Consider the following 25,890-nt stretch of genomic DNA (forward strand, 5'->3'; position numbering starts at 1 on the left):
GGGCATCGGCCGCGCTGAAGGGCGCGTCGTTATATGCAGTATGGCGCCGCCGGCGAAATGCCGGCGACGGCAGGGCTATGATGTCTTACTTGATGGCGTCCCAGGACTTCTGGATACCGTCGGCTACATCCTGAGCGGACTTGCCGCCGACGAAATCCACCATGCCCGTCCAGAACGAGCCTGCGCCGATCTTACCCGGCATCAGGTCGGAACCGTCGAAGCGGAAGGTGGTCGCCGTGGTCAGAATTTCGCCTTCCTTACGCAGCGTGTCGTTGGCGTAGGCAGCCGTGTTGACGGACTTGTAGGGCGTCAGGAAGCCGGACTGGGCCATCCAGACTTCCTGGGCGATCGGCGTCTGCAGGAACTGGATAAAGGCGCGAGCGGCCTTCGAATCCTTGGTGATGGCTGCCAGCGTGCCGGCACCGAGAACCGGCTTACCGAGTTCAGGATGCGCGGCGCTGGGCGGGAAGTAGAAGAAGTCCGCATCCTGGCCGAGCTTGGTGCCTTCCGGGAAGAAGGACGGGATGAAGGATGCCTGCTTGTGAAGGTAGCACTTCGGTGGGACCGTGAAGAGGCCCTTCGGGCTGTCACGGAAGTCGGTCGAGGCAACGGCCGCAACACCGCCGGCAACATATTTCGGATTCTTTGCAAACTTGCCGAATTCATCGATCGCCGCAACGACCTTCGGATCATTGAACTTCAGCGAGTTATCGACCCAGTGATCATAATCCTGCGGCGTATTCAGACGCAGCATCAGATCTTCCACCCAGTCGGTTGCCGGCCAGCCGGTCGCACCGCCAGAACCGAGGCCGATGCACCAGGGGGTACCGCCATCCTTGACGATCTGATCCGAAAGCTTGATCAGGTCCTCCATGGTCGTCGGAACCTTGTAGCCGGCTTCCTCGAAATTCTCAGGCACATACCAGACCAGCGACTTCAGGTCGGCCTTGTAGGGGAAGGCATAGAAGGCGTCCTTGCCGTCCTTGCCCTTGTAGGTGCCGTAGCCGACCCAGCTGTCGCCGGCGCCGTAATTGGTCTTGACCCAGGACGAGAGATCATCACCGAGCGGCGTTAGATAGCCCTTGCTGGCAAGGTTGGCGAGCAGGCCCGGTTGCGGGAGAATGGCGACATTCGGCGGCGACCCCGCCTGCGTGTCGATGACGATCTGCTGCTCGTAGTTTTCCGAGGACGAATATTTGGCGTTTACGCCGGTCGCTTCGGTGAAGTAGTTCAGGACGCTGGTGAAGAGAGCCTCGTCCTCGCCGCGCCAGGGGCCGAAGATGGTCAGCGTCTCGCCCTTCAGGTCGGCATGCGCCGCCTTGAAGTCGTCATAGCTCTTCCAGTTGAACTTGGAGTCCTGGCCCGGCTGGAACTTCAGATCGGCAGCCATCGCCGTACCGGCCACCAGAGCGGCGGCAGCGACGGTCATCAGAAACATTTTCTTCATGCGGTTGTCCTCCCTAATAACGAAACCCATGAGCCCGGCACAGTTTTGTGCTGCGCGCCCCATTCCTCAAAGCGCTTTGGCTACTCCTGTCATCCATTGAGAGCGGGATAAAGTCAAGCGATTTTCAGATTTCAGCCAGTATACACAGCAATTCTCGCGTTGCAGCATAGAATGCATGTCGATTTTTCACTAATTATCTTGTTTCCCACGCTTCTGCTGCTACATAATTGAAAGCGCTTTGAAAGCCTGAGACTTTTCGGGAGGTTGTCTCGGCATCGTGGCGGCATGCAGTTGGAGGAGCCGAAATACCGTGAATCTGAAACAGCTATCGCACATGCTCGGGCTGTCGCAGACGACAGTCAGCCGGGCATTGAACGGATATCCGGAGGTCAATCGCGAGACTCGCGAGCGCGTTCTCAAAGCGGTTCGGGAAACCGGCTACCGACCGAACAAGGCGGCCCAGAGACTAGCGACCGGCAAAGCCGGCTCAATCGGGCTCGTCATGCCGACCTCACCCGGAAATTCCTCGGATGTGCACTTCTCGGAGTTTCTGACCGGCCTTGGCGAAGAAGCCTTGCGGCACGACTTCCATTTCGTATTGACTCCGGCGGATCCGAATGATGAGGTCGGCGCCTTGCGGCGGCTGGCCGCCAGCGGCAATGTCGACGCGCTGTTCGTCAACTATATGCGCGGCCACGACCCCCGCCTGGAAATGCTGAAGTCGCTCTCCATGCCCTTCCTCGTGCATGGACGATCGATCGGCTCCGAGCCGGACTATCCCTTCCTGGATCTCGACAACGAAGCCGCTTTCTACGATGCCACGAAGCTGCTGCTGCAGCTCGGCCATCGGCGCTTTGCTCTTCTGAACGGCCCGATCTACCTCGATTTCGCCATTCGCCGGAAGAACGGCGTGGATGCGGCCCTCGCCGAACGTGGCCTGGCGCTTGAGGAGGCCTGCACCAGCCATACGCCGATGACGGACGAACAGGGCCTGCTCGCCATGGAACGCATTCTGCAGATGGAAAAAGACAAGCGCCCGACGGCCGTGCTTTGCTCGAGTACGGTGCTGGCGCTCGGCGCCGTTCGCGCCATTAATCAGGCAAAGCTCAGGCTTGGCGAGGACATCTCGATGATTGCCCACGACGACGTGCTGACCTTGCTCAAGCCGGAAAACTTCACCGTGCCGCTGACGACCACGCGCTCGTCCCTGCGAGCCGCCGGTGTGCGCATCGCCGAGCGGCTGATCGGGGAAATCAAGCATACCGAAACATTTCCTGCGCAGGAATTGTGGAAGGCGGAACTGATCGTACGCGCATCGACCGGCGTTGCGCCGGCCGACTGATATCTGTTTAGAATTTCGGCGGCTTCTTACCCGCGGCGCGATGGGCAGCGATGACGGTATTGGCCATCAGCATGGCGATGGTCATCGGTCCGACACCGCCGGGAACCGGCGTGATCGCGGCGGCGACATTCGAGGCTTCACCATAGGCGACATCGCCGACCAGCCGGCTCTTGCCTTCGCCGCGCTCGGGTGCATCGATCCGGTTGATGCCGACATCGATGACGGTGGCACCGGGCTTCACCCAATCGGCCTTGACCATCTCGGGACGGCCGACGGCTGCCACCAGAATATCGGCACCCTTTGCGACGGAGGAGAGATCCTTCGTGCGCGAATGCGCCGTCGTGACAGTCGCATTGGCAGACAGCAGCAATTGCGCCATCGGCTTACCGAACAGGTTGGAGCGGCCAATGACCACCGCATTCAGACCCGACAGGTCCTCGCCATGGATGGAGCGTACCAAAAGCATGGCGCCGGCCGGCGTACAGGAGATCAGCCCGGTTTCGAGATCGCCGGTCGCAAGCTTGCCGGCATTGACCACATGCAAGCCATCGACATCCTTCTCCGGCTTGATCGACTGAATGATGTCATCCGAATTCAGATGCTTCGGCAGCGGCAGCTGTACGAGAATGCCGTGGATGGAGGCATCGTCGTTCAGCGAGGCCACGAGCTTCGCTAGTTCTTCCTGCGTCGTCTCCGCCGGCAGCGTGTGCTGGATGGACTTGAAGCCGCACTCCTTGGCCATCTTGCTCTTGGAGTTCACATAGGCGTGGCTGGCCGGATCGTCGCCGACGATGACGACCGCAAGCCCGGTCTTCACACCGGCCTCCGCCTCAAGTTCCGCCGCCGCAGCCTTCACGGCCTCGATCACCGAAGCTGCTGCTTGTTTCCCGTCGATCACTGTCGTCACGCTCGTCTCCCGATCATGAATTCGCTGGCAATCTACAGGCCATCCGCCCGAGGGAGTTGCCTGCCAACGCCCTATGGTGTCTGAAAGCGGTAATTGCAAGGGAAAACGATGCAGCGCTCAGCCGCGATCCTGATGCCGGCGCACCGCGTAGGTTTCGACTTTGGCACGGAGGGACGCAAGTTCCTGCTGGATGCGGACCCACTCGTCCGCCATATCGAGCTGATCTGCACCATCGGAAACAAAAGCAGCCGATGGCTCCGGCGCGATCGCCGGCAATGATGGGAGCTCCATATCATCGTCATGATGCAAAGCGTGAGCCATCGGCATGATGCTCTCCTCGTCCGCTTGGTCTTCTGCCAGTTCCGCGCTGGCCAGCCACTTGCGCAGGAATATGGCGCAAAGTGCCAGGCCAAACCCCGCGAGGAAGCCGGCAGCCTGATTGCTCGCAAGATGATCATCCAGCGGCGCGGCGGAAGCGACCGCCTGGGACAATACCGTCAGCGGTGGCTTGGCTTCCGACACCGTCATGGCGGCATTCTGCTGGTCCGCCTCATAGTGGCTCTGCGCTGTCGCGACGGCATTCTGGAGCTGTGCGAGACGGCCGAGATCGACATCGCTCCCCGCCTGACTGACGGCAGTCATTTGCGAAGAGAGAGAAGCCTGTTTCTCAAGAGCCGCTTTCACGTCCGCTTCGCTGCTGACGGCCAGACGTTGTAGCTGGCTGCGCATATTGGCCGCAAGATCATCGACGGTGGCCTGCTGTGCAAGCAGGCGAGGATGGCGCGGGCCGAGCTGCACCGAGAGCTGGGTCAGCTGTGATTTGGCGGCGTTGTAACGGCTGCGCAGATCATCAAGTCCCGGCGACGAAAGATCGCCTGACAATGCACCGGTCAGCACCGATGCCAGCGTGGCCGATTTGACGGCCGCGAGACGGGCCTTGGCCGTGCGTACCGCCAGATCGGCTGCCTTTATCTGCGCATCCAGCTGCTGACGCTGCTGCCGGAGCGCTTCCGCCGCAGCAATCCTGTCTTCGCCATAGCGCGCCTTGAATTCGGCAAGGGCGGCGGCGGCGCGATCGAGCTCCTTTCGGCTGCGATCAGCCGCCGTTTCGACCCCAAGCGACGTACCGGCCGCCTTTGCAACAGCGGGATCATAAAGGGAAGCGATAACAAGCCGGTTGGCAATATCGGCCGATCTGGCAGGATCGCCCGACGTAACGCTCAGGCGCAGCAGACCCGTCTGATTATCGATATCGACGGCAATGTCTTTGCGCAGCGTTGCCTGCGCGCGTGACGGCGCGTCGGATGCGTTGCCGCTGCCGGAAAGCAGCTCGACGGCAACCCCGAGAGCGCCTGCGCGACTGCCGGTAAATTCCGGATCGCGGTCAAGCTTCATCCTGGCGACAATGTCGGACAATACGGCTGGCGCGACGAGACGCGTCGCCGCGACATCCAGCAGGGCCTGACGCCCGCGACCTTCGCCCTCCGCATGCAAAACAGCCTGCGACACATAGAGCGGCGGCGGGGCAAGCAGGGTGGGAATAGCCGCCCCCATCAGCGCGGCCGCGGCAATGAAACAGACAGCGCCAAAGCTGAGGGACCAGCGTCCGGCCCGAGATACTTGTTCAACGACAACCGGAGCGGGGGCGACCTGCCGCGGAAGCTCCCCTATGCCTTCAAGCAGATCGGGCACGAATTCCAGCAAATCGGGCGTAGGCTCCGATGCCTGCTCGGATATTTCGCGGCGTTCCGGGCGGTAGACGTGCGAGACATCTTCCGTCTGCTCAGCCGCCGTTCCGATCTCCGGCGATCGTCCTCGACCGGACACCGGATAGGGATCGCCATTCAACCGTCTGCGCAGGATGGCGCGCAGTTCCGCATCGCGCGGGTCGTCGGAGTTGGCAGCGCGTAAGTTCACCGCGCTACCCAAGCCATCATCTTCATCGTAAGGGGAGATATGCCGGACGGATCGCCGCGAAACCTTTTGGGTTTCCGCATCGTCGGGGTGGAATCCGGTCCTGGCTTTGCTTTCAAACATGGAGGGTTATCTCGCGCACATGGTCCGAGACCAATGCAAATGGTTAACCCACTCTAAAATTTCATGCCAAAGAAAGAGTTAACGCCAAGCCCGCAAATACTAGCTTGCTAATTTATTCGGCGGGGCAATACGCCGCTGCGGCAAAGGATGCGGCTCTGCGCGAAGGACGCGCTCCTTGCGACCAAACTGATGCCTGACAACCTGATAGAAGAATAACGGTATGCCCAGCATGTAACGCCGCCAGAGCCTATTCGGCTCCAACACCAGACGAAACAGCCACTCGCTGCGCATCGCACGCACGAGCCTCGGCGCCCGCGGCACCGTCTCGGAAATGAAATCGAACAAGGCGCCGACGGTCAGGACGAGGCGTGCATGCTGCGGCCCGACATGTTCGGCAACCCATTTTTCCTGCAGCGGCGTGCCCATTCCGACGATCAGCACGTCGATCTTCTGGCGGCTGATTTCCGCGGTCACTGCATTGCTCCGCGCCGGATCGAAGAAACCGTCCGATACGACGATGAACTGGTGCCACGGGGCGTGCTGGCGAAATTTCTCCGCTGCCTTCTCGACGACGGAGCGCTTGCCGCCCAAGAGACCGATCCGCCTCGGCCGCTCCATGAATGTCAGCAGCGCGGGCACGAAATCCGTGCCGTTCAGATTGGCCGGGAAAGGTTCGCCATGAGCGACGCGCGATGCGATGTCGAGGCCAACGCCATCGGGAAGAACCAGATTATGCTCAAGGACATTGCGGTAGCTGTCATCGCGCAGCATGACCAGCATGTTATGAGCATTGACGAAGGAGATCGAGGTCTGCCCGACCGGCAGGGATGCAAGCTCGTTGACGAACGTCAGCGCGTCATCCCAGCCCAGATCGCATACCGGCAGATCGAAGATCATGCGGCGCGACGCGACGACGGCAAAATCGGCTACCTGGTTCAATCCAACACCCTCCTGCCCGGCATCGTTAATGCGCATGATGCCGGTACGCATAAAGCCCATGCCCCTCACCGTTCATCGGTGCGGCGACTGGGAGGCATGGCTTGGAGGAGTTTATAGCAAGACAAATCCAACTTTCCGTTAGGAAGGAAGGTTGGATTTGCCGGAAATCAGCAGGGATCTGTTAAGCATATCTGCAGAATGTAAGACATTGCTTACATTCTTGCGTGAATCGACATCTTGCGGCCGGGAAATATCACTCGACCGGCACCTTGTCCTTGGCCGCATCCTGCACGATCTTGACAGGCTTGACCGTTCTCTTGCCCACGCTTTCCCCACCGTGGGTTTCTTCCTTGGAGAGATAGTCAAGCTGTTCGATCAGCACGTCGGCGACGTAATCACCGCCGAGCCGCTCGTTCATCCGCTTCTTCAGATCGGCGCGGAAGGCGGCAACGTCGAAATTCTGTGCATGCGAAATATCGATCGTCTTGTTGCCGATCAACAGCGAAAAGAGCTCATCGGTCGTCAACTCCGGCAGAGGTATCTGAAACGCATTCGCCTTGCCCTTCTCCATCATGAAGGAAATGCGCGTCAGGAAATAGCCGGTCACCTGGCCGTTGGAGATAACGGGGACGTTGATCGACTCGCCCTTGACGAGCTCCTGCTGCGCCTTCTTGGCGTCATCAGGACTGATCGCGGGCGCCGTCGCCACCTGCACCGAAAAATAGACCGAGGCCAATGTTACGACGCAGACCCACAGGCCGATGATAACGAGCTTGATCATCCGGCCTCACGGACGCGGAATTGCTCCTGCGAGTAGGTGCCGTCCGCATCGACATTCTGCACGGCATTCTTCAAAATCTCGGCGACGGCGCGCACGGCCTCGAGATGAGCCTCGACGCGGCGGGCGTTCAGAACCAGCTTCTTCTTCAGATCATGCAGCTGCTCGATATGGGCGGCGGCAAGATCGGCCGGATCGGTATCGCGAAACAGCATCGACAATTCGTAAAGGCAGCGGCTCTTGTGAGCGTTCGATACCTTGAGATCGAATTCCGGGTCTGTGCCGATCCGGTTGTTCTCATTGTCGATGATCATCTCCAGGCGGCCAAGGACAGACTTGATCCGATAGTCCTGCGACATCATTTCCATGTTTGTTACCTCGCTCATGCTTTCTGGGACGTCAACGAATTCTGGTTGGTGATGCTGTTGTTGCCGTCATTATCGGCATCGGCGGCGGCCAGCGTCTTGCGCTGAAAATCGGTAATCGCACTAAGCGCCATCTTCTTGTCATTCTCATCGGTCGCGGAGTGGATGGCGCCGGTATTGCGCATCTTGTCGACCTGCTCCTTGTACATTTTCTCAGCGATGCCCACGCCGCCATTCTTGGAGATCGTGTCGCCCAACTGCTCGGCCATCATGCCCTTCCAGATTTCGCCGGCGGAACCCTTGCCGTAGAGCGTCTCGCTGCTCGGCAGCATGTTCTTCACGAAGTTCTGCAGCACCATGGACTCGAACTTGCGATAGGCCTGCGGGACCTTGGTCCCAGCCACATGCGTATTGGCGTTGGCGAGGCCCGCCTGGGTGGCGGCGCTGTTCATCGCATCCACCGTCGCGCCGAAGCCATTGCCGTTTTCGGCCAGGCTGGTGGCGGCGAAAGCGGCCCGATTGGCAGCAAGCTTGGCCTGCGCGGCCTCGACATCGGCGGGATTTGCCGCCTTGACGACATCGAGGACCAAATCACTCGGAGGCGAAATAGCCACGTCACGTCTCCTTCTGCTCTCGCATATCCGGAAAATGCGCAGCTCAGCGCCTATCTCAGGACATGTCGAATCAAACTGTTAGAGCAGGTCGGCAACCCAACGCTGCGAATCCCGCTCCATGATCGCGACGATTATTATTTTTGAACCTTGCTGGAGGCTGGCGTTGCGCCGGCGAAACGCTGATCGATGATATCGTAGACGGCATTGTCGTCCGATTCTCGCAATTCGAGCTCGCGCGCATCCTTCATGTGCTCTTCCAGCCTGTCGGCCTTGGTGCGCTCCTGCTGGACCTTCATCTGAATGAGCGTCTGGATGCTTTCCAGCTGCTGATCCCGGATCATCAGGCGGCCGTAACGCTCGGCGTAATGGATCGAGAACGCCATGTGCACCGGATCGACCGAACCGATGGCAACCATGACCCGCTCCATCGCTTCCGTCACTTCGGCGCGCTGCCGGGTCGTATCGGCAAGCTCGTTTTCCGCCATCCGTTCCAGATGGCGCTGCACTGCGACCAGGCGCTTCAGTTTTTCGGAGCGGCTTTTCTCCGCCATCGTCTACCTACCCGCCGGCTGCTTTTGCCGGCCCTGCCCGAATCGGGCTTCTTCATCTGTCCGCCTACGGGCTAATGCCCGTTAAAGACGGTGAGGAACGCACTGGAAAACTGACTGACCAGGGCCGCGATGCTGAGATAGAGCATGAACAGCCCTCCCATCAGCAGATACGGCGTGGAAATGAAATAGATCGGTATCTGCGGTGCCAGCTTGTTGATGAAGCCGATCGAAATCTGGAACATCAGGCCGTAGAGCACGAAGGGGCTTGCCAGCCGCAGCATGATGAAGAAGGTCGTCTCCAGCGTATCCGTAATCGAGATCAGCGCGGCGCGCGGCTCAATGTGGCCACCGAAGGGGATGACCGAATAGGAATCGACCAGCGCCTGCAAAACATAATGGTGAAAATCCATAATGAAGAGAATCATCAGCCCGCAAAAGCTGACGAGGCTGGTGAGCGATGTTTCGTTCGATTCCTCGATGATGTCGGCGCCGCCGGGCGCGTTGAATCCGATCATCATCGATATGACCGTGCCGGTGAATTGCAGGCCCAGCGTATAGATCCTGGCCATCATTCCATACATCAATCCAATGACGGTTTCGGTAAAGATGAGGCCGATATAGTTCGCATCGCCCTTCGACACCTGCGGATAGATCGTGTTCCAGAGCAGCGGCAGGATCGCCATCGTCAGTGCTGCGGAAAGAAGCAGCCTGATCTGCGGGGGAACGCGACCGGAGGAAAATCCCGGGAGGACCATCATGCAGCCGCCGATGCGGCAGAAGGCGACGAACAGCGCCAGAATGGTCCCCTGCGGGTCTGAAATCATGAAATCGAACCTAGAATCTTGATCTCGATCCCCTTGGCCAATTCCACATGCGACAGAACCGGAAGCGTCGCGAACAGGCGTTCGATGATCATGCGTACATAGGAGCGCGTTTCCGGCGACGTGACAAGAACGAAGGGCATGCCCCGGTCCATGTATTCACGGATAACTTTTCCGGCCTGCTCGCTGAACTCTTCCAGGCTGCGCGGGTCGATGTCGAATTCGACGATTTCGCCCTTCTGGTCGCGCTTCAGCGCCTGGTGGAAAATCAGATCCCATTTGCTGCCGAGTCTGAGGACGCGCAGCACGCCGTTATCGGCCAGATCGCCGCAGAGTTGCTGCGCCATGCGTACGCGCACGTGCTCGACGATCTGCTCGGTCTTGCGCACATGCGGCGCGAGTTCGGCGACCGCTTCGAGAATGAGATGCAGGTTGCGGATCGAGACGCGTTCGGCAAGCAACAGCTTCAGCACGGCCTGCAGGCCGGAATAGGACATGTGCGACGAGCAGATTTCGTCGGCGAGCTTCTTGTATTCCGGATCGAGACGTTCGATCAGGATCTTGACGTCCTTGTAGGACAGCAATGCCGGCAGGTTGTTGCGGATGACTTCGCTCATATGGGTGAGCACGACGGAGACGTTGTCGATCGGCTGGAAACCCTCGCGCTTCAGATCCTCGGTAAAGGCTTCGAGAACGGAGACGGCGGGCATGCCGAAAGCGGGTTCGCGAATCTCGTCGCCCGGAACGGTCGGCTTGCGGCCAGAACCGGTGACGACAAGCACTTCGCCGACACGCAGCATGTTGGAGGCGATCGTCGTGCCGTGGATGCGAATCTGATACGACTTGTCGGCAATCGCCATGTCGTCGATCACCTTGATCTCCGGCACGACGAAGCCGTATTGCGTCGCGAACTTCTTACGCATCTTGCCGACGCGGAAGGCGAGCTCCTGGTGAGCGCCGAGCAGGCGGGTGGAGACGATCTTGCCGAGCGCCAGTTCGATTTCGGCAGTCTTCAGAACCGACTTGACCGAATCCTTTTCCATTTCCTTCGTCTGCATCACCTTCTGCTCTTCAGCATCGCGGCGAAGCTTGTTCTCGGCTTCGATCTGGCGCGGAATAAACCAGGCGCCGGCGGCCATCAGGCCGCCAAGGAAAACGAAGGGAAGGAAGGGCATGCCAGGCATGATGGCCAGGATGCCCATGAGAACCGCCGAGACGGCGAGCGCGCGCGGATAGCCGCTCAGCTGATTGACGACGGCCTGGTCGGTAGAGCCGGAGGTGCCGCCGCGCGAAACGAGAAGGCCGGCCGCGAGAGAGACGATGAGCGCCGGCATCTGCGAAACCAGACCGTCGCCGACGGAGAGCTTCACGAAAACGTCGGCCGCCTGTCCGATCGGCATGCCATGACGGAAATAGCCGATAATGATGCCGCCGAAGACGTTGATGCAGGTAATCAGAAGGCCGGCAACCGCGTCACCGCGTACGAATTTGGAGGCACCGTCCATCGCGCCGAAGAAGGAGCTTTCCTCTTCCAGTTCGCGGCGGCGGCGCTGCGCTTCCTTCTCATCGATGAGGCCGGCGGAAAGATCGGCGTCGATCGCCATCTGCTTGCCGGGGATGGCATCGAGAGTGAAGCGGGCGCCCACTTCGGCGATACGGGTCGCACCCTTGGTGATGACGATGAAGTTGATGGTGATGAGGATCAGGAAGACGATCAGACCGATGACGAAATCGCCGGACATGACCAGGCTGGAAAAGCCGGCGATGACGCCGCCGGCGGCATCGTGCCCTTCATAGCCGTGCGAAAGGATGACGCGGGTCGTGGCGATGTTCAGCGCCAGACGCGTCATCGTCGCGATCAGCAGGATCGTCGGGAAAGACGAGAATTCCAGCGGCTTCTTGATCCAGAGCGCCACCATGAGGATCAGCACGGAGAACGCGATCGAGAAAGCCAGTCCAAGGTCGATCAGAAACGGCGGGATCGGCAGGAACAGCACGCACAGGATGACCATGATACCGAGGGCAAACCCGATATCGCGTATGCTGGGATTGGCTTTGGGAAGTGCTATTGCGGGTGGTTGTGCCATCGACCGGTTCCGTCTCTTCATGAGAGGTGGCAAACGGCTGACCCGCCTGCCCTATTGGAACCGACCTCTAAAGGTCGAAGCTTGCGCGAGCATGGCCGTTGCCATTGATGCGCGCGATCCGGAGGCCGAAATGGCCTTCAGACTTATCTTAGAAACCCGATTGGATGCGGGAGAAGACGAGATTGGTGAAGATCGAAATCTGCGCGCCGACGAACGGTGCCGAGATGCCGATCGTGACCATGACGGCGACGATCTTCGGCACGAACGTCAAGGTCGCTTCCTGCACCTGGGTCAGCGCCTGGATCAGGGCGATCACCAGACCGACGACCATGGCGGCGACGACAGCCGGACCGGAAGCCACAAGTACCGTCCAGATCGCAGCCTGGAAAATATCCAAGGCATCGGCTTCATTCATGGCATGTCCACTCCCGGTTCAGCGGCTCCTCATGAGCTGCTGGTCGAATCCGTGCTCGACGAATCGCTGCTGGTGCTACTATCGCTCGACGTGGCCGGCGGATCAATGGTCGTGCCTGCCGGAGCGATCGTAACGCCGGCCTGGATCAGGATCTTGTCGCCGGCATCGGTCTGGGCGATGATGCCGTCCGTGTAGACGGTCACTTCCTTGATCGTGCCCGTCGTCTTACCATCGGCGCTCATGATCTGCTTGCCGATATAGTCCGACGCCTGCGAGATCCATTGGTTCTGCAACACCGTTTCCAGATGCGAGTTCGTCTGGATCTGTTGTTCGACCTGAGAGAAGCTCGCCAGCTGAGAAATCTGCTGGCTGGCATCCATCGGGTCGGTCGGATCCTGGTTCTGCATCTGCGCGATGAGAAGCTGCAGGAAGTCGTTATAATTCAGGTTGGCGCTCGCCGATGCGGCAGCAGCAGTCTTCGAGGAGCTGCTGCTCGTGCTGCTGTTGACGGCGTCTACCGTTGCCATGGAGCAATCTCCCGACGGATGTGCTCGATCGTCGCCGCCGGCATTTCCTGATTATTCAGAATATTGTCTTCGACCGGGTAGAGACCGCGGATCGCCTTCAGCGCATCGAAGGCGCGGCCGGTGGCAACGAGGCCGTCGATGCGCTTCAGCTCGGCCAGCACTTCCTCATTGTGGAAGCACGACAGCAGCATGACGATCGACTTGCGGAACATCGCCGTCGACTGTTCCTTGCCTTCCGGATTGATGAGAATCATCTGCGCGATGAAATAGAGCTGACGCAAGGGCGTCGTTGCGTCCTCCGGCTGGAGCACGTGGTTCTCGAGCAGGAATGTCACATCATTCAGGAATTCCAGAGCAACCTTGCGATCGACGCGCAGGACGGCCCCGTTGATAAAGATCTTTTCCCCGGCTTTAAGCGATATGCGAAGCGTACTTTTCATTTAAGTCCATCCCTGATGATGGTGGTGACATCGATGATGCCTTGATAGTTTTCCGACTGGCGCCGCCTGATCCGTTCGCATTCCTTTAATATCCAGATGGCGATCGAAATCAGATTGGCGCGCAGCTCGACGTTGAGCTGGTTCTCCGGGCTTTTGAGGTCCTCGACAAAGCTTACCCATAGGCGTCGCGTATAGAAGAGAGCCTCGATCGCTTCACGGCCGTATTTCCCCGCATCACGGGCCGCAGAGAGAAGAGCTATCGACCGGTCCAGAACTTGTCGTTCTCGTTCCTTGGCGTCGGCCACTGCATCCTGCATGACTTCCGCATATGAGAACTGATACATTCATGCATCCTTCCTGGTCATTACTTCCCTTTGATCATCAAAGGTAATTTACAAGGCTTAACTGCTGGATCTTTGAAACAATCGTGTAAGCCGTTTCGAGCTGGGTCTCGAGACTGTTGACCTTGGTCGATGCCTCATAAGGATCGACTCCGGTCAAGTCACCGATACTGGTGTTGAGAATAGTCTTCTGGGCATTCAGCGTCGTATTCGCGTCCGACAGTCGCGACTGCGAGAGACCGAGCTGACTTGCCTGGCTGTTCAACCCGTCGATCGACTGGCGCGTATAGCTGATGGCCTGCTGTGTGACGGCATTCACCGCACTTTGATTGAGGCCTGGCGGCGTACCCATCAGCGCATTGGTCACGCTGGTCGCGAGTGCCAGATACCGCATGCCGGACGAATTCGAGTTCGTCGAGGTTTCGATGACTTCCGAATTATTGATGCGGCTCGTCATATTCTGATCGGACGCACTCGACCAGCTCGACCAGCTGCTGTCTGATGTGAACATCGGCGCGACGGTATTGGTGATGAAATCCGTTATCTGGTCGGCTGATATGGTATCTGCAGTTACCCGCGGTGACTGATTTGCCATGTAAGTCGCAAGCTGCGCCTGAATATCCGAGTTCGTTGCCGAGGAATTATCCGTCATCGGCTGGACGTCGGTATTGGTTCCGGCAAAGAGATACTCGCCATTCACCATCGTATTGGCCGATGCAATGACGCTCGACAGGGTCGAGCTCGCCGTCTGCTGCGCCAGGGCAACGCTGCTGCCATCGGTGTTGCCGCTCAGCGCCACAAGCTGGTCCATCAGGTTCTGTGCCTGCGTGCCCATGCCGGTCAAGGCGGTTTGCGACGTCGTCATACGCTGGTTCGCAATGGAATTGCTGCTGAGAATGGAATCGATGCGCGACACTTCCCGCGTCAGATTCACATTGAGCGACGTGCTGCTGCCAAGCGCCACGCCGATGTCGGCATAGACGCCCGTGGTCGCCTCCGTCGAAGCACTCGTCATCTCATTCTGCGCCTGACGAATCGTCTGACGCATGGCGTTCTGAATGGCCGTGCTCGAAATGAAAGAAAGTTTCATGGCTTAGCTCGCAATATCCAGTACAGATTGAAGCATTTCATTGACTGCGTTCAATATCTTCGTTCCAGCCTTGTAGGACTGTTCGATATCCATCATCAGCGTCAGTTCTTCATCGAGATTGACGCCCGTCGCGTTCGAATAGGCGCTCGAGGAGCGCGAGAGAGCAGCAGAGGTATTTTCCCCCGCCGTCGTTGCCGTGCTGCGCTGGCCCTCGAGCCAACCGATGGAGCTCGCCGAATAATCCATGAGCGTGGCATTGGTGTCGGAGCCAGCGGCAGGATCGAACGCCATCTTCGTATTCATGGCAGTGATAAATCCATCAAGCTGGGTGGAATATCCACTGTCGCCGCTGGTATTTACGGTATAGCCGTTATGCACGACACCGCTGCTGTCTTTGAAATTATTGATACCACCATCACGCAACAATGTCGGGTCGCCGCCTTGGGATGTGATTAATTTCGGATTAACAGTTATCGAGCCTGCCATCCCCGCGACCGCGGAAGAGCCCGTTGGAACGCTGCCATCGCTCCAGGTGAACAAGCCTGGTTTGGTCGGCTCGCTGGAGTCGCTATACTTTTCCGCGAAAATCGTGACCAGCCCTCGAGCCATTTCATCAAGCTGTTTCTGGTAGGTCGGCGCAACATCATCGCGGATCTGAAGCGCTGCCTGAAGGGTACCCTGCGCGGTCGTGTTCGCGCCTTGGCCGGGGGTCAGCGCAACGCCGTCGATATAGACACTGTTGCCTGGCCCGGAAGCGTCTGCCGTGTAGGTACTTGTCGGCTGGAACGTCACCGAGCGCGGAATGGTCTCGAACAGGGTCGTCCCGCTCGTGGTGTAAAGCGCCATATCGTTGTTGCCGCGCGTCACGGTTGTCACGCCGACGATCTTCGAAATCTGGTTCAGGATCGAATCGCGCTGGTCCATCGCGTCGGCAAGGGCGCTCGATGTCGGGCCAGCCGTGGTCGTTGCCGATTTCACCGCGTCGTTGGCGGTCTGGAACTGCTTCAGCAGGCTGTTCAGCGTATCGACGTCGGAGCTGATCTGCTTTTCGGCGTCGGTACGGGCGCTCTGCACTGCCGCCGTGGCATTGTTGAGCGATGTCGCCAGGCTCTGGGCCGCATTGATCGCAGATTGCGCCGCCGTCGCATTGGATGGCGATCCCGCATAGTTCTGCATTGCATCCTGAAATGCCGACAGATAAGTCGCCGGCGCGATCTCGTTGTCGTTGCCGCCAAGCGTGGCCGACTGAAGGTTGCTGTAGGCATTCAGCAGCAGCTGCTGTGCCGAATCCGACGAGGCCGAGCTGAGATAGGCCTTCTGTAATGCCGGTTCGCTGCTGCGGGCAATCTGCACCACCTGAGCACCAGCCATATTGGTCGTCACCACCGCCTGACGACGCGAATAATTCGTGTTGTTGGCATTGGCGATATTGTTCGATACGACGCTGCTCTGCGTGCCGGTATTGTTGAATATTGCCTGCGCGTTATTGAGAGCTGTTGTGAGCGACATGACTGACTCGATACCCTATTCGTTTTAGCGCGGCAGATTGGCCGAAGGCGCGCAGGAAGTGTCGGAATAGCCTGTCGGAGCAAGGCCGGCGAAATAGACCAGATTTTCATTGGCAGATGGACGACCACTGGAACGAACCGGAGCCCCCCTCCCGCAAACATGGCGCAAGACGAGAGCACCGTCGCCTGCAGAGATAGCACGGCGAACCGGCGTCACACCGACACAGCCGCCAAAAGCGGCGCCGAGGCGAAGCGCCTGCGCATCCACTTCCGCAAGTGCAGTCTTCATGCTGCCGAAATTCCTCATCTGGAATCCTCGTTATCCTTCATACGACTGAGAGTAGGTGGCGGGCCTTGCGTGAAGCTGTCTGAGAGGACGAAAAACCGATCATCGCGAAAAGCTTCGTCAAGAGCGCCATCGGGCGATCATGCTACGGACTGCTGTGCACCGAAATGGTAAGGAATAACGTACCTTCCGGCGCCGTGCCGATCAGGCAGCCGAAAAGGAACAGGCCCGAGAATCAGCTGATTCTCGGGCCTGTTCATGAGTTTAGTACGGGGATGTACGACCGGAACATCAGCTCCAGTCGATGCAGTAGCCGAGGAAGCGCTTCGAATCGACCGGGTCGAAGCCGAGCTTCTTGCGCAGCTTCTTGCGCAGCTTCGAAATATGGCTTTCGACGACGTTCTCTTCGACTTCCTCGTCGAAGATGCCGTAGATGGCGTTGAAGATCTGGGTCTTCGTCACACGGCGACCGCGATTGGCGATCAAATATTCGAGGATGCGGCGCTCGCGGCGCGGCAAGGCGAATACGGAACCGTTGATTTCCGGATCGCGGCCATCTGCGAAGACGCGAATGGGGCCGATATCGGTATAGTTGCTGATTGCCTTCAAGCGGCGGCGGATCGCCGCGGCCCTGGCAAGAATTTCGCGAGGATGCACCGGCTTGCGCACGACATCGTCGACGCCACAATCGAAAAGTGCAAGCGTGGCTTCCAGCGAGGGCTGGTCGCTCACCGCGATAACAGGTGCTGCCGTCCGGTCGCGAATCGCCCTTGGAAGCTCATGCACCTGCTGACCCTGTCCGATCAGAAAGGCTTCCACCGCAGCAATATCGCCCTCTGCTGCCGTCGTCACCCATTCGCCGAATTCACGCGGATCAAATCCCGTCGAAGGGATGCCCTCGCGTCCAAACAGTGATGTATATCCGTCCTTAACGAGCTCTCGCTCATCAACCACTACGATCATTCGTCCGCCTCCGAATCAGTGTGGTGTTTCGATGATCTATGGGTACGAATCGGGCGAATCACGAACAACTGTCGGAAATGAGTGGCAGAAATTAATAATTGATTAACTTTGTAGGGGCGATTTGCACTAGATATAGTAGGTGGTCGGCATTTTACACCGATAAAAAAGTTGTTAGCGGACGTATTATTAACATGCGCATTTTAGGCAAATCGACGGCAGTCAACCGCTTCGATTGGGTTAGCGCCGGCTAACCGGAGAGCACATACAACCTGTAATTGCTTACTCCCGGCAGAACATCGCCGCATTGGGCGTCCATTTTCCGTAGCCTGTGGCGACCAGATTGGCGATCACCCGGCAGACATAGACCTTCTGGGCGGGGTCATTGTTCGGGCCAGCATGGTATCTAGCTACCGCCATCGTCCAGGTCTCATGCCTGTCATGCAGATTGCGGAGAAACTTTGCGGCATACTCGACATTGCTACGCGGGTCGAACATGGCGTTGACGGATGTAAAGTTTTCGCCGTGGAAATACTGATTGATCTGCATGCAGCCGACATCGATAAGCTTCGCCCCGTTCTGCCGTGCCGCAGCGAATATCTGCAGGGCGGCGTCCTCGGATGGTGGAAAGATCGGCCGCCCCTCGACATTGAGAGCGTAGGGATAGAGCGATCCCTTGCGACCCGTTTCCGTTAGACCCACCGAATAAAGAATCCCTTCCGGTATTCCGTATTTCGCGGCGGCAGACTGGATTTCGCGTTCGCAAAGACCGGCTGCACCATTGTCAGGCGGTGCCGGATTGCCCGACGCATGCGCCTCAGAGGTAAACCGCCCCAGAGCGAGAACGCTGCACGCCACCAGCAGCGCCGTCCTCAACACCGCGCTCACCCAAACTGCGATTGCCATCGTTTCCATTTGCCTGCTGCCCTGAATAGTTCTGGCCTCTCGGGCGTGCGTCGCCCCCCTGTCCCTGGTTCAAAAGGGACTGTTGCTGTGGCTGGTTCGATCCGGAATTGCGGCCGCTATCCGACTGCTGGTCGGCGTTGGACGCCATGGAGACGGTGATATTGTCGACCTGATAGCCTTGTGCGCGCAATGCATCGACCATGCGGCTTTGATCGGCGTGAAGCTGCCTGTAGGCTTCGCTCGTCTGAACCTTCAGATCGACGCTCAGCTGGTCTCCGGAGAGCCGCATGGTTGCCGTCACGTCGCCGAGATTGTCGGGGCGCAGCTGGATCTTCAGCGTATTGACGACCTTGCCGGTGCTGGTCAGGTTCGCGGCGTTGGAGAGCGCCGAGCCTGGCTGCATCGCCGCCGACCATTCGTGGTCGCCCGCCAGGGTTCCAGCAACGAGTGCCGAGTTGGAATTGGCGGCAAGCCCGAGATAGCGGCGCGAATCCAGCACGGTGACCGCCACCGCATCGCCGCCTGTAGCAGCACCGACTTTGACATCGGCAACGTCATCGCCGCTCTTGCTGATCGACAGGTCGAGCGCGCTGCCACGGCCATCCGCCCGCGTCAGGCGGAATGTTTGCGCAACATCCGCTCCCTTGCCGTCGTCTGGCAGCGTCAAGGCCGTGTCCGAGGCATCCGCGAGGGCAGCTTTGCCTGATGGCAATGTCTGGACCTTGGCATCGTCTGTTGTCTTGCCCGCCAGCGTCGTGCTGACCTGGGTTGTGCTGGCCTGGGTCGTGCTAACCTGCGTCACCGCGATGGGCTGCGCAACGTTCAGCAGCGACAATGCATCGGAAATCGTATTGGCCGGCTGGCTGCCTTGCGTCGATGCAGGCTTACCGTCATCCGTGGACTGGACATCCTTTCCATCCTTCACCGCGGGCATCTTACCGTCGCCCTTGATCGGCGTCGTCTGACCGTCAGTCGTCGCGACATCGGCCAGTTGCTGCGCGATCTCGGCCAGCTGATCGAGCGCCGTCGGAGGCACCTGCACCTTGCCGGCGTCACTCGTCGGCGTGGTGGGATCGGCGGCTGCGGCCGGCTGATCGCCATCAACAGGGGCAGCCTCGCCTTCGGCAGCCGCGGAGGCTGCCTTCTGCAACTCGATCAGCGATTTCGAGAGCGAGGCGACACCGGCGGGCTGCGAAGCTTTCGTGCCCTTGGCAAGGCCGGCGGGATTGGCGAGATTGGCTCCGGACGTATCGATCATTCCAACTCCGGCATTGGCGCTGTCATCGACGGTAAGGGTTATCGCGGCGAGATTGCTCGCTGCCGTCTTCACCGCGCCAGTGTCGTCATCCGCATTGTCACCAGTTGTCGTGTTGGCGTCCGTCGCCACATCGGTTCCGGTATTCGAACCGGCAGATTTGCGTCCATTGCCGAGCGAACTGGTCAGAGCATCGATAAAACCCTTGCCGTCATCCTGCTTTGTTGAGCGAGTGCCTTTGGCAACAGCAAGAATATCCGCCCCCGATGAGGCGCCAGACACACCGATGTCGTTCATATCAATGACTTTCCTGCTTCAACAGGCCGTCGATGGCATCCAGCTTCGAGCGGCTCGTCGTGACGAATGCGTTGAACGAAGAGTCGGCCTCCTGCCGCCCTCCTTTCGGGGCGGGAGCCGCGTTTGGCGGGGCTCCCTGCTCAACACCCGCCGTGCCGGGAGATTGGCCTCCCGATTGATTCGTCACAGCAGCATCGTGTTCAGTCTTCTGTTGGTTGGGCAGGTTAGGAACATTGCCTTGCCCGAGGCTTGCAGCGTCGGGCGTGCGCAGTATCTCTGCCGCCACAGCCTTTGCGGCGTCGCGCAGAGCCCGGTCGCGCGCATTCAGTTCGCCCGCCGGCATCTGGTTCACATCGTTGATCGCCGACTTCCATTCGGGCGTGGATATGCCCGCCACGCCGCCATAGAAGTTCGCCAGCGCGCCAAAGGCATCGCCGCCGTCATTGGAGATCGCCTGGGCACGGTTGGCTGCGAGCGCGGCAAGATCGGCCTTTCCGGCGATTGCGGCACGGCGTGCCATGCGCAGATAGATCTCCCGCTGTCTCGGCGGGTCCATGAAGGACAGGATGTCGATGATGTCCTGTTGCTTGACATCGGAATCGTGATCCACCACCAGCTGCACAAAAAGATCCGCAAACTGGCTGGCGTAGGGCGAATGCAGGAAGCGCCGCGTATAACGCTGCGCATAATCGAGCCCTTGCGGCACCATGCCCGCATCGGCGCAGAGAGCCAGCGAGCGGCGTAGCGCCGATTCCTCGACGATCGTGCCGGGCGCCATCAGCCGCGCCCAGTCGTAAAGCGGCAAGGCGGCCTTGGCGTTCTTGCCCGACATGACATTGCCGGCAACCAACGAGAGGTAGGGACCGATCGGCTTGTCGCGATATTCCTTGGAGATATCGACAAGCGTGTTGACGACGAGCAGACCCTTGCCGTTCAGGTACTTCCTCAGAACATCCGCAACGCGATTGTCGAAATTGCCATTGACGTCACGCGACATCAGATATTCGAGCGTTTCGGGATTACCGCCGCTCATGGCGTAGATCAGTGCCGCGTCGACGTTACGGTTGTCCTCGAATACGGATTTGTCCGCATTGCGCAAGCGCTCGTCTATGGTGGCGAGCAGAAAGCGCTGCATCTCTCCGGCGGAACTATCGCCGGCAACAACGGAATCCTGGACGAATTCGAGCGAGCGCAGCATCTTGTAGAGCGGCAGGGTGTCCTGCCCCTCAGCGCTTGCGCCCCCCGGCATCAACATGCCGAGGGTAAGCGTGAGCGCAAGGTGATGACGATGCTGTTTGCGCGCCATGGACTATCCCTGCTTGCCTTGGCTCGACTTGCTCTTGCCCGAAGCGGGCTTCGCAGGAGCCTGCGTTCCCGAAGCCGCGGGATCCGTCGCTGCCTGATTCGAGGGGTTGGCGATCAGGATCTCGATACGGCGGTTGGCATCGTTAAAGGGATCGTTGGGCAGTTTCAGACGCCTGTCCGCAAAACCGGACACTTGAACGATCCGCTTCTCGTCCAGCCCGCCGCTCGTCAGCATGTAATAGGCGCTCTGGGCACGATCGAGCGACAGGCGCCAGTTGTCATTGCGACCGCCGACCATATAAGGGCGTCCGTCGGTATGGCCGCGGATCAGGATCGATCCATTGCGTTCCGCCAGGATCTTTCCGATCTTTTCCATCGCCAGCACCATCTCGCGCCGGGGAACCGCCGAACCGATATTGAACATCGGATCGTTTGTCTGATCGGAGATCGTTACGAGCACGCCGCCTTCCGCGGCGCTGACCTGCAGCCCTTCGGCCAGCTGACCGGCAACGCCCTTGATTTCGGCCTGAATTGCCTGCTGCAGATCCTTGGCCTCCTGCTGCTGCGCCTTCGTCGGCTGAACATCCTTGTTCTCCGCCAAAGCGGCATTGTCCTCAGGCGCGGATGCATCGCTCTGCATAGTGGCCTTGGCAACCTGCTGAGCCTGCGTCGGCTTTTCCGGCGCCTTGCCGGCCGCTTGCTGCTCGCTCACCGTCGGCTGTTGTTCAGGCGTTTGCGGCTGATCGGCCGGCTGACCCGTATCCGCAGCTGTCGCCCTCGACAGAGCGATGACCTCACCCTTGGGCGATTGATCCGACTTGGCCGACTGTTCCTCGTTCGCCTTCTTCGACGCACTGGAAACCTGAACCTGCTTGGTCCAGAAATCCGGATCGAACGGATCGCGATAGGCCTGGCCGCCATCGGCACCGGTCGCTGGACCTGACTGAGCCGCCCCACCCTCACCCTTGGCGCTGACATTGGCCTGCTGACCGACTTCCTGTGCGATCTCGGCCAGGACCGAATAGGGATTCTCGAAGAAATCCGCTTCGGAATAGTTCGTCTGATCGCCCGATGTCGAGGTCAGGTCCTCGCCGGTCTTAGCCGATTTGCCATCATTCGGCTTTTCCTGCGGCTTGTCGGACTTCTGCTGATTCTTTTCGCCCTGGGCCTGATCGACGGGCTTCTTGAGGCCCTTTTCCGTCGGTTTCTCGTCGGCAAGCTTGATGGGATTGAAATAGGAGGCGACCGAGGCCTTCGTCTCTTCATTGGCAGCGTTCACCAGCCACATGACCAGGAAGAAGGCCATCATGGCCGTCATGAAGTCGGCATAGGCGATTTTCCACGCGCCGCCATGGCCGCCTTCGTGATCGCCGCCGCCGTGGCGCTTGACGATGATGATCTCGTGCTTGCCGTGATTTTGATCGCCGTCGCTCATTTCAGGATCTCTTTCAGGCTAGCGGCCCAGGCGGACATACGGGTCACGAGAACGCTCTCGCCGATCGCAACGGTGAGATCGACATCGTCGGCCTCGACATGGCGCAATAACGCTCCGTCATCGCCGAGATGATCGTGAAGGACCTCGAAAAGATGACGCGGTCCGCTGACCGAGATCGGCCCGGCGCTGCCGTCGAGGATCGCGGCCCTGACCAGTTCGGCAAGATCGGCGACAGCCTTGGCAGTCAGCGTCTCGGTCATGATCGGCGCAAGAATGGCGGCGGCTTCGGTGCTGATCGCCTGCCCGAGCATCGTGGCGATGCGCGTCATATCCGCAGCGATCTTGTCCGCCGCCTGCTCTTCGTAGCGTATCCGCAGCGCATCCATTTCGGCGCGAAACGACTGGGCCATGGCATCGATCTCGGCCTGATGCCTTTGCGTCAGTTCCTGCGTCGCCGCCTCATGCCCTTCCGCATAGGCGACACGGCGCTCGGCCTCGACATCAACGGGCGGCTCGAGCGGGCTTTCGGCAAACTCGACCGGTTCCGCAAACGCCATATCCTCGACATGGGGCGGCGGGGCCTGTTCGGCGCTGAAATCCTTGAGATATCGGGACAGTGTCAAGCTCACGCGCGCATCTCCCCATTCGCGCCGCAGAGACGCTGCAAGTCGATGCCGACAGCCGGTCGATCCATTCCCATTCTCAAAACGTCGATCATCACGCTTCCGGTTTCCGTCCTCAGGCAGCACCTTCCGGGACCAATGTCACCGGCACATTGTGCAGCCAAGCCACTGCGAAGGACCGTAGGCAGCCAAACTTGTGCGAGGATGAATGCGATGCGGTATTGCCGATCGGACGGCGGCACCCGGCAATCATTTCGACTGGAGAATAATCAGCACCTTGCTCGCCATGCTATTGGCGATCGACAATGCCTGCACACCCATCTGCTGCGCCGTCTGCAGGGCGCTCTGCCGCGCAGAGGCCTCTTCCATATTCGTATCGACGAGATCGCCGACGCTGCTCTTGATGGCATCGCTGAGCTTGGAAATATAATCCGACTGATCGTCGATGTTCGACTTCATCAGGCCCAATGTCGAATCCGCCGATGTTGCCGACTTCAGGAGCGAGTTGGTAACATTGATCATATCGGTCAGTTCGTCATCGGTCGTGCTGCTCGATAGGGCGATCTCGGTTCCGCCCGTCGGCGTCGTGCCGCCGGTGGCGGAGAGGAGGTAATAATTGCGAGGCGTGCTGCTGCCGCTGCTCGAAGCATCGAAGGTGCTTGCATCAACATTCTTCGTCAACAAACCCCGCTCGGGTTTGACAGTATCGACCATCAAGGTCTGGGAACTGTTATAGCTGATCGTCGTGAAGCTGATCTGGCCGCCCGTTCCACGCGTGAAGTTGCTGATCACCGACTGCTGGGTGGAGGGTTGCTGCTCCGTATTATAGAGCCAGTTCTCGCCGGAAAAGGATGCCGACTGGGTGACGGATTGCAGCTGGTTCTTGAGCTGCTGGATGTCGGAGTTGATAGCGTTCTTGTCGGTGCCTGGTTCCTTTGCCGAGACCAGCTTGGACTGAATCTGGGTCAGAAGGCTGACGACCGTATCCATGGCGGTGGATGCGGTATCGACCTTGGACGCACCGAGGCCCAGCGCGTCCGTAATCGTGGAAAGGCTGCTCTGGTCCGAGCGCATGGTGGTCGCCATAGACCAATAGGTGGGATCGTCGCTCGCCGTCTGGATGCGGTAACCGGACGAGACCTGCTGCTGCACGACATCGAGATCTTTGTTGATACCGCGCAACACTGTCAGCGCCGCCGACGTGGTGGGATTCGTCGTCACATTGCTCATCTGAAAATCCGTAGTTCCATTGGGACTGGCAAGCCGGACCGATCCGGCAGCAACGATTGGCCTCATGCCCACCAGCGGGAGATATCCCAGCGCGGCCCGTCGCTAAAGCGCGATCCGGCAATCGCTTGGAAGGAGAACGGAGCCGGATCTGCGCAGAGACTGCAAATCAATTAGCGGCAACGTTAACAAAAGCTTATACGCGGCGACAAGAGGGAAAAGCCGCCGCGCCATTTCAACGCAAGCTCCAGTCAAGGCTCACTTGAAGAGAGCAAGAACATTCTGCGCGCTCGTGTTGGCAATCTGCAGCGACTGGATGGCCAGCTGCTGCTGGGTCTGCAGCGCCGAGAGCCTGCTCGATTCTTCTTCCATATCCGCGTCGACGAGCTTGCCGACGCCGGAATCGATGGTATCGCGCAGGGTGGAGACGAAGCTCGTCTGCAGATCGATGCGGGTCGAGAGAGAGCCGAGCTGCGACGCCGTGCTGTTCATGGCGTTGAGCGCGCCCTGCACCAGGTTCATCGCCAAACCGATATCGCCGCTCGTCATGTTGGTGATATCGAGGCTGAAGACGGAATAGTCGTTGCCGTTGATGGTCTGCTTGCTGCCGAGGATGCCCGAGCTCGTATCGATCGTCCCGCTGCTGTTCGCGCCGAACAGGACGTTGCCCTGCGAGCTGGTGTCGAAGGCGTAGCTGGTGCTGTTGACGGAAACCGTACCGTCATTGTTGCGCACGAAGGAGGAGACGACGGAGGCCGAGGCGCCATTGACCGCATACATCCAGTTCTGCCCGGAGAAGGATGCGGATTGCGCAATGCTCTCCAGCTGTTGTTGCAGCTGCGTGACCTCTTCCTGGACGTCGGCCTTCGACACGCTGTTTTCCGTTGCCGCGACGAGCTTGTCCTTGATCTGCTGAACGACCGTGATGGCGTTGTCCATCGCCGTATAGGCGGTGTCGACCTTTGCCGCGCCCAGGCCCAATGCGTCCGAAACGGCTGAAAGCGCGCTATTGTCGGACCGCATGGTGGTCGCGATCGACCAATAGGCGGCATTGTCGGCTGCCTTGGCCACCTTGTAGCCCGAGGAAACGCGGCTCTGCGTATCCTGCAGGTTCGTGTTGATGGAGCGCAGGGTCTGGAGGGCGGACATCGCCGCGTCGTTGGTGAGAATGCTGGTCATCGAAAAGTGCCCCTTATGGCTGAATTTGGAAGGGACATTCCGGTCTGCGGCCGGGAACGGCAATCAGCCTCATGCCTGTTAACCGCCTCTTAGGGGAGGTTAACCAACCGTTGCGCTAGCTGCAACTGACAGGAATAGGGTTAATAAAAGATTAATGCCGACCACAAAAGTTAACGGAATCATCCTTTCCGTTAAATGGCCGTCAGGC

26 protein-coding genes are annotated in these 25,890 nt (G+C 59.3%); 1 reads left to right on the plus strand and 25 read right to left on the minus strand.

From position 1 onward, the window contains the following. Positions 1-85: 85 nt before the first annotated feature. Positions 86-1,447, minus strand: a complete 1,362-nt coding sequence (locus GDN47_RS15200) for an ABC transporter substrate-binding protein (protein WP_113353775.1) — start codon at positions 1,445-1,447, stop codon at positions 86-88. 310 nt (positions 1,448-1,757) lie between these two features. Between GDN47_RS15200 and GDN47_RS15205 the strand changes: the two genes are divergently transcribed. Further along, complete coding sequence (locus GDN47_RS15205; protein ID WP_152093701.1) at positions 1,758-2,789, plus strand: substrate-binding domain-containing protein; 1,032 nt, start codon at positions 1,758-1,760, stop codon at positions 2,787-2,789. A 7-nt stretch (positions 2,790-2,796) separates the two neighbouring features. Here the strand turns inward: GDN47_RS15205 and folD are convergent, their stop codons facing one another. From folD to GDN47_RS15325, 24 genes are all read right to left on the minus strand, one after another. After that, entirely contained in the window at positions 2,797-3,696 is a 900-nt protein-coding gene (gene folD, locus GDN47_RS15210) for a bifunctional methylenetetrahydrofolate dehydrogenase/methenyltetrahydrofolate cyclohydrolase FolD (RefSeq protein WP_152093702.1), read from the minus strand. 117 nt (positions 3,697-3,813) lie between these two features. Continuing rightward, positions 3,814-5,613 (minus strand): GumC domain-containing protein, encoded by a 1,800-nt coding sequence (locus GDN47_RS15215; RefSeq protein WP_233789938.1) that lies wholly within the window; start codon positions 5,611-5,613, stop codon positions 3,814-3,816. Positions 5,614-5,832: 219 nt separating this feature from the next. Next, positions 5,833-6,672: a WecB/TagA/CpsF family glycosyltransferase gene (locus GDN47_RS15220; protein WP_113355693.1), complete on the minus strand. Its 840-nt coding sequence runs from the start codon at positions 6,670-6,672 to the stop codon at positions 5,833-5,835. A gap of 253 nt (positions 6,673-6,925) precedes the next feature. After that, a complete protein-coding gene (locus tag GDN47_RS15225) occupies positions 6,926-7,453 on the minus strand; it encodes a hypothetical protein (RefSeq protein ID WP_152093704.1) in 528 nt (175 codons plus the stop codon). After that, a complete protein-coding gene (locus GDN47_RS15230) occupies positions 7,450-7,818 on the minus strand; it encodes a hypothetical protein (RefSeq protein WP_152093880.1) in 369 nt (122 codons plus the stop codon). The genes GDN47_RS15225 and GDN47_RS15230 overlap by 4 nt, the downstream gene beginning before the upstream one ends. A 14-nt stretch (positions 7,819-7,832) precedes the next feature. Next, a complete protein-coding gene (locus GDN47_RS15235) occupies positions 7,833-8,429 on the minus strand; it encodes a rod-binding protein (protein WP_145322483.1) in 597 nt (198 codons plus the stop codon). A gap of 134 nt (positions 8,430-8,563) precedes the next feature. Beyond that, positions 8,564-8,980, minus strand: coding sequence for a hypothetical protein (locus GDN47_RS15240; RefSeq protein WP_095433966.1), 417 nt, complete (start codon positions 8,978-8,980; stop codon positions 8,564-8,566). 71 nt (positions 8,981-9,051) lie between these two features. Next, entirely contained in the window at positions 9,052-9,804 is a 753-nt protein-coding gene (gene fliR / locus GDN47_RS15245; protein ID WP_069611338.1) for a flagellar biosynthetic protein FliR, read from the minus strand. Further along, positions 9,801-11,888 carry a flagellar biosynthesis protein FlhA gene (gene flhA / locus GDN47_RS15250; protein ID WP_069611337.1) on the minus strand — a complete coding sequence of 696 codons (2,088 nt, stop codon included), beginning with the start codon at positions 11,886-11,888 and terminating at the stop codon, positions 9,801-9,803. Before flhA ends, fliR begins: the two co-directional genes overlap by 4 nt. Positions 11,889-12,036: 148 nt before the next feature. Continuing rightward, positions 12,037-12,303 (minus strand): flagellar biosynthesis protein FliQ, encoded by a 267-nt coding sequence (gene fliQ, locus GDN47_RS15255; RefSeq protein ID WP_075855152.1) that lies wholly within the window; start codon positions 12,301-12,303, stop codon positions 12,037-12,039. A 29-nt stretch (positions 12,304-12,332) separates the two neighbouring features. After that, entirely contained in the window at positions 12,333-12,830 is a 498-nt protein-coding gene (gene flgD / locus GDN47_RS15260; protein ID WP_113355681.1) for a flagellar hook assembly protein FlgD, read from the minus strand. Continuing rightward, positions 12,818-13,270 (minus strand): flagellar biosynthesis repressor FlbT, encoded by a 453-nt coding sequence (gene flbT / locus GDN47_RS15265; RefSeq protein ID WP_095433964.1) that lies wholly within the window; start codon positions 13,268-13,270, stop codon positions 12,818-12,820. The genes flgD and flbT overlap by 13 nt, the downstream gene beginning before the upstream one ends. Continuing rightward, entirely contained in the window at positions 13,267-13,614 is a 348-nt protein-coding gene (gene flaF / locus GDN47_RS15270) for a flagellar biosynthesis regulator FlaF (protein ID WP_113330066.1), read from the minus strand. The genes flbT and flaF overlap by 4 nt, the downstream gene beginning before the upstream one ends. Positions 13,615-13,651: 37 nt before the next feature. Beyond that, entirely contained in the window at positions 13,652-14,701 is a 1,050-nt protein-coding gene (locus GDN47_RS15275) for a flagellar hook-associated family protein (protein ID WP_113330065.1), read from the minus strand. 3 nt (positions 14,702-14,704) lie between these two features. Then, positions 14,705-16,210, minus strand: a complete 1,506-nt coding sequence (flgK, locus tag GDN47_RS15280; RefSeq protein WP_152093705.1) for a flagellar hook-associated protein FlgK — start codon at positions 16,208-16,210, stop codon at positions 14,705-14,707. Positions 16,211-16,234: 24 nt separating this feature from the next. Continuing rightward, positions 16,235-16,498: a hypothetical protein gene (locus tag GDN47_RS15285; protein ID WP_152093706.1), complete on the minus strand. Its 264-nt coding sequence runs from the start codon at positions 16,496-16,498 to the stop codon at positions 16,235-16,237. A gap of 288 nt (positions 16,499-16,786) precedes the next feature. Next, positions 16,787-17,458: a transcriptional activator Rem gene (rem, locus tag GDN47_RS15290; RefSeq protein WP_069611329.1), complete on the minus strand. Its 672-nt coding sequence runs from the start codon at positions 17,456-17,458 to the stop codon at positions 16,787-16,789. Positions 17,459-17,737: 279 nt separating this feature from the next. Beyond that, positions 17,738-18,361, minus strand: coding sequence for a lytic transglycosylase domain-containing protein (locus GDN47_RS15295; RefSeq protein ID WP_371865505.1), 624 nt, complete (start codon positions 18,359-18,361; stop codon positions 17,738-17,740). Continuing rightward, positions 18,273-19,913, minus strand: a complete 1,641-nt coding sequence (locus tag GDN47_RS15300) for a flagellar hook-length control protein FliK (protein WP_152093707.1) — start codon at positions 19,911-19,913, stop codon at positions 18,273-18,275. Before GDN47_RS15300 ends, GDN47_RS15295 begins: the two co-directional genes overlap by 89 nt. 1 nt (position 19,914) lies before the next feature. Then, positions 19,915-21,219 carry a chemotaxis protein MotC gene (gene motC, locus GDN47_RS15305; protein ID WP_152093708.1) on the minus strand — a complete coding sequence of 435 codons (1,305 nt, stop codon included), beginning with the start codon at positions 21,217-21,219 and terminating at the stop codon, positions 19,915-19,917. Between the two features lie 3 nt (positions 21,220-21,222). After that, the gene (locus GDN47_RS15310; protein ID WP_152093709.1) at positions 21,223-22,653 is read right to left on the minus strand and encodes a MotB family protein; all 1,431 of its coding nucleotides are present in this window, start codon (positions 22,651-22,653) and stop codon (positions 21,223-21,225) included. Then, positions 22,650-23,282, minus strand: coding sequence for a hypothetical protein (locus GDN47_RS15315; protein ID WP_152093710.1), 633 nt, complete (start codon positions 23,280-23,282; stop codon positions 22,650-22,652). Before GDN47_RS15315 ends, GDN47_RS15310 begins: the two co-directional genes overlap by 4 nt. Positions 23,283-23,525: 243 nt before the next feature. Next, entirely contained in the window at positions 23,526-24,506 is a 981-nt protein-coding gene (locus GDN47_RS15320) for a flagellin N-terminal helical domain-containing protein (RefSeq protein ID WP_113355689.1), read from the minus strand. A gap of 255 nt (positions 24,507-24,761) precedes the next feature. Beyond that, positions 24,762-25,682 (minus strand): flagellin N-terminal helical domain-containing protein, encoded by a 921-nt coding sequence (locus GDN47_RS15325; RefSeq protein WP_113330056.1) that lies wholly within the window; start codon positions 25,680-25,682, stop codon positions 24,762-24,764. Positions 25,683-25,890 lie beyond the last annotated feature (208 nt).

It is taken from the genome of Martinezella dioscoreae (genome assembly GCF_009176305.1).
GTDB lineage: Bacteria > Pseudomonadota > Alphaproteobacteria > Rhizobiales > Rhizobiaceae > Rhizobium > Rhizobium dioscoreae.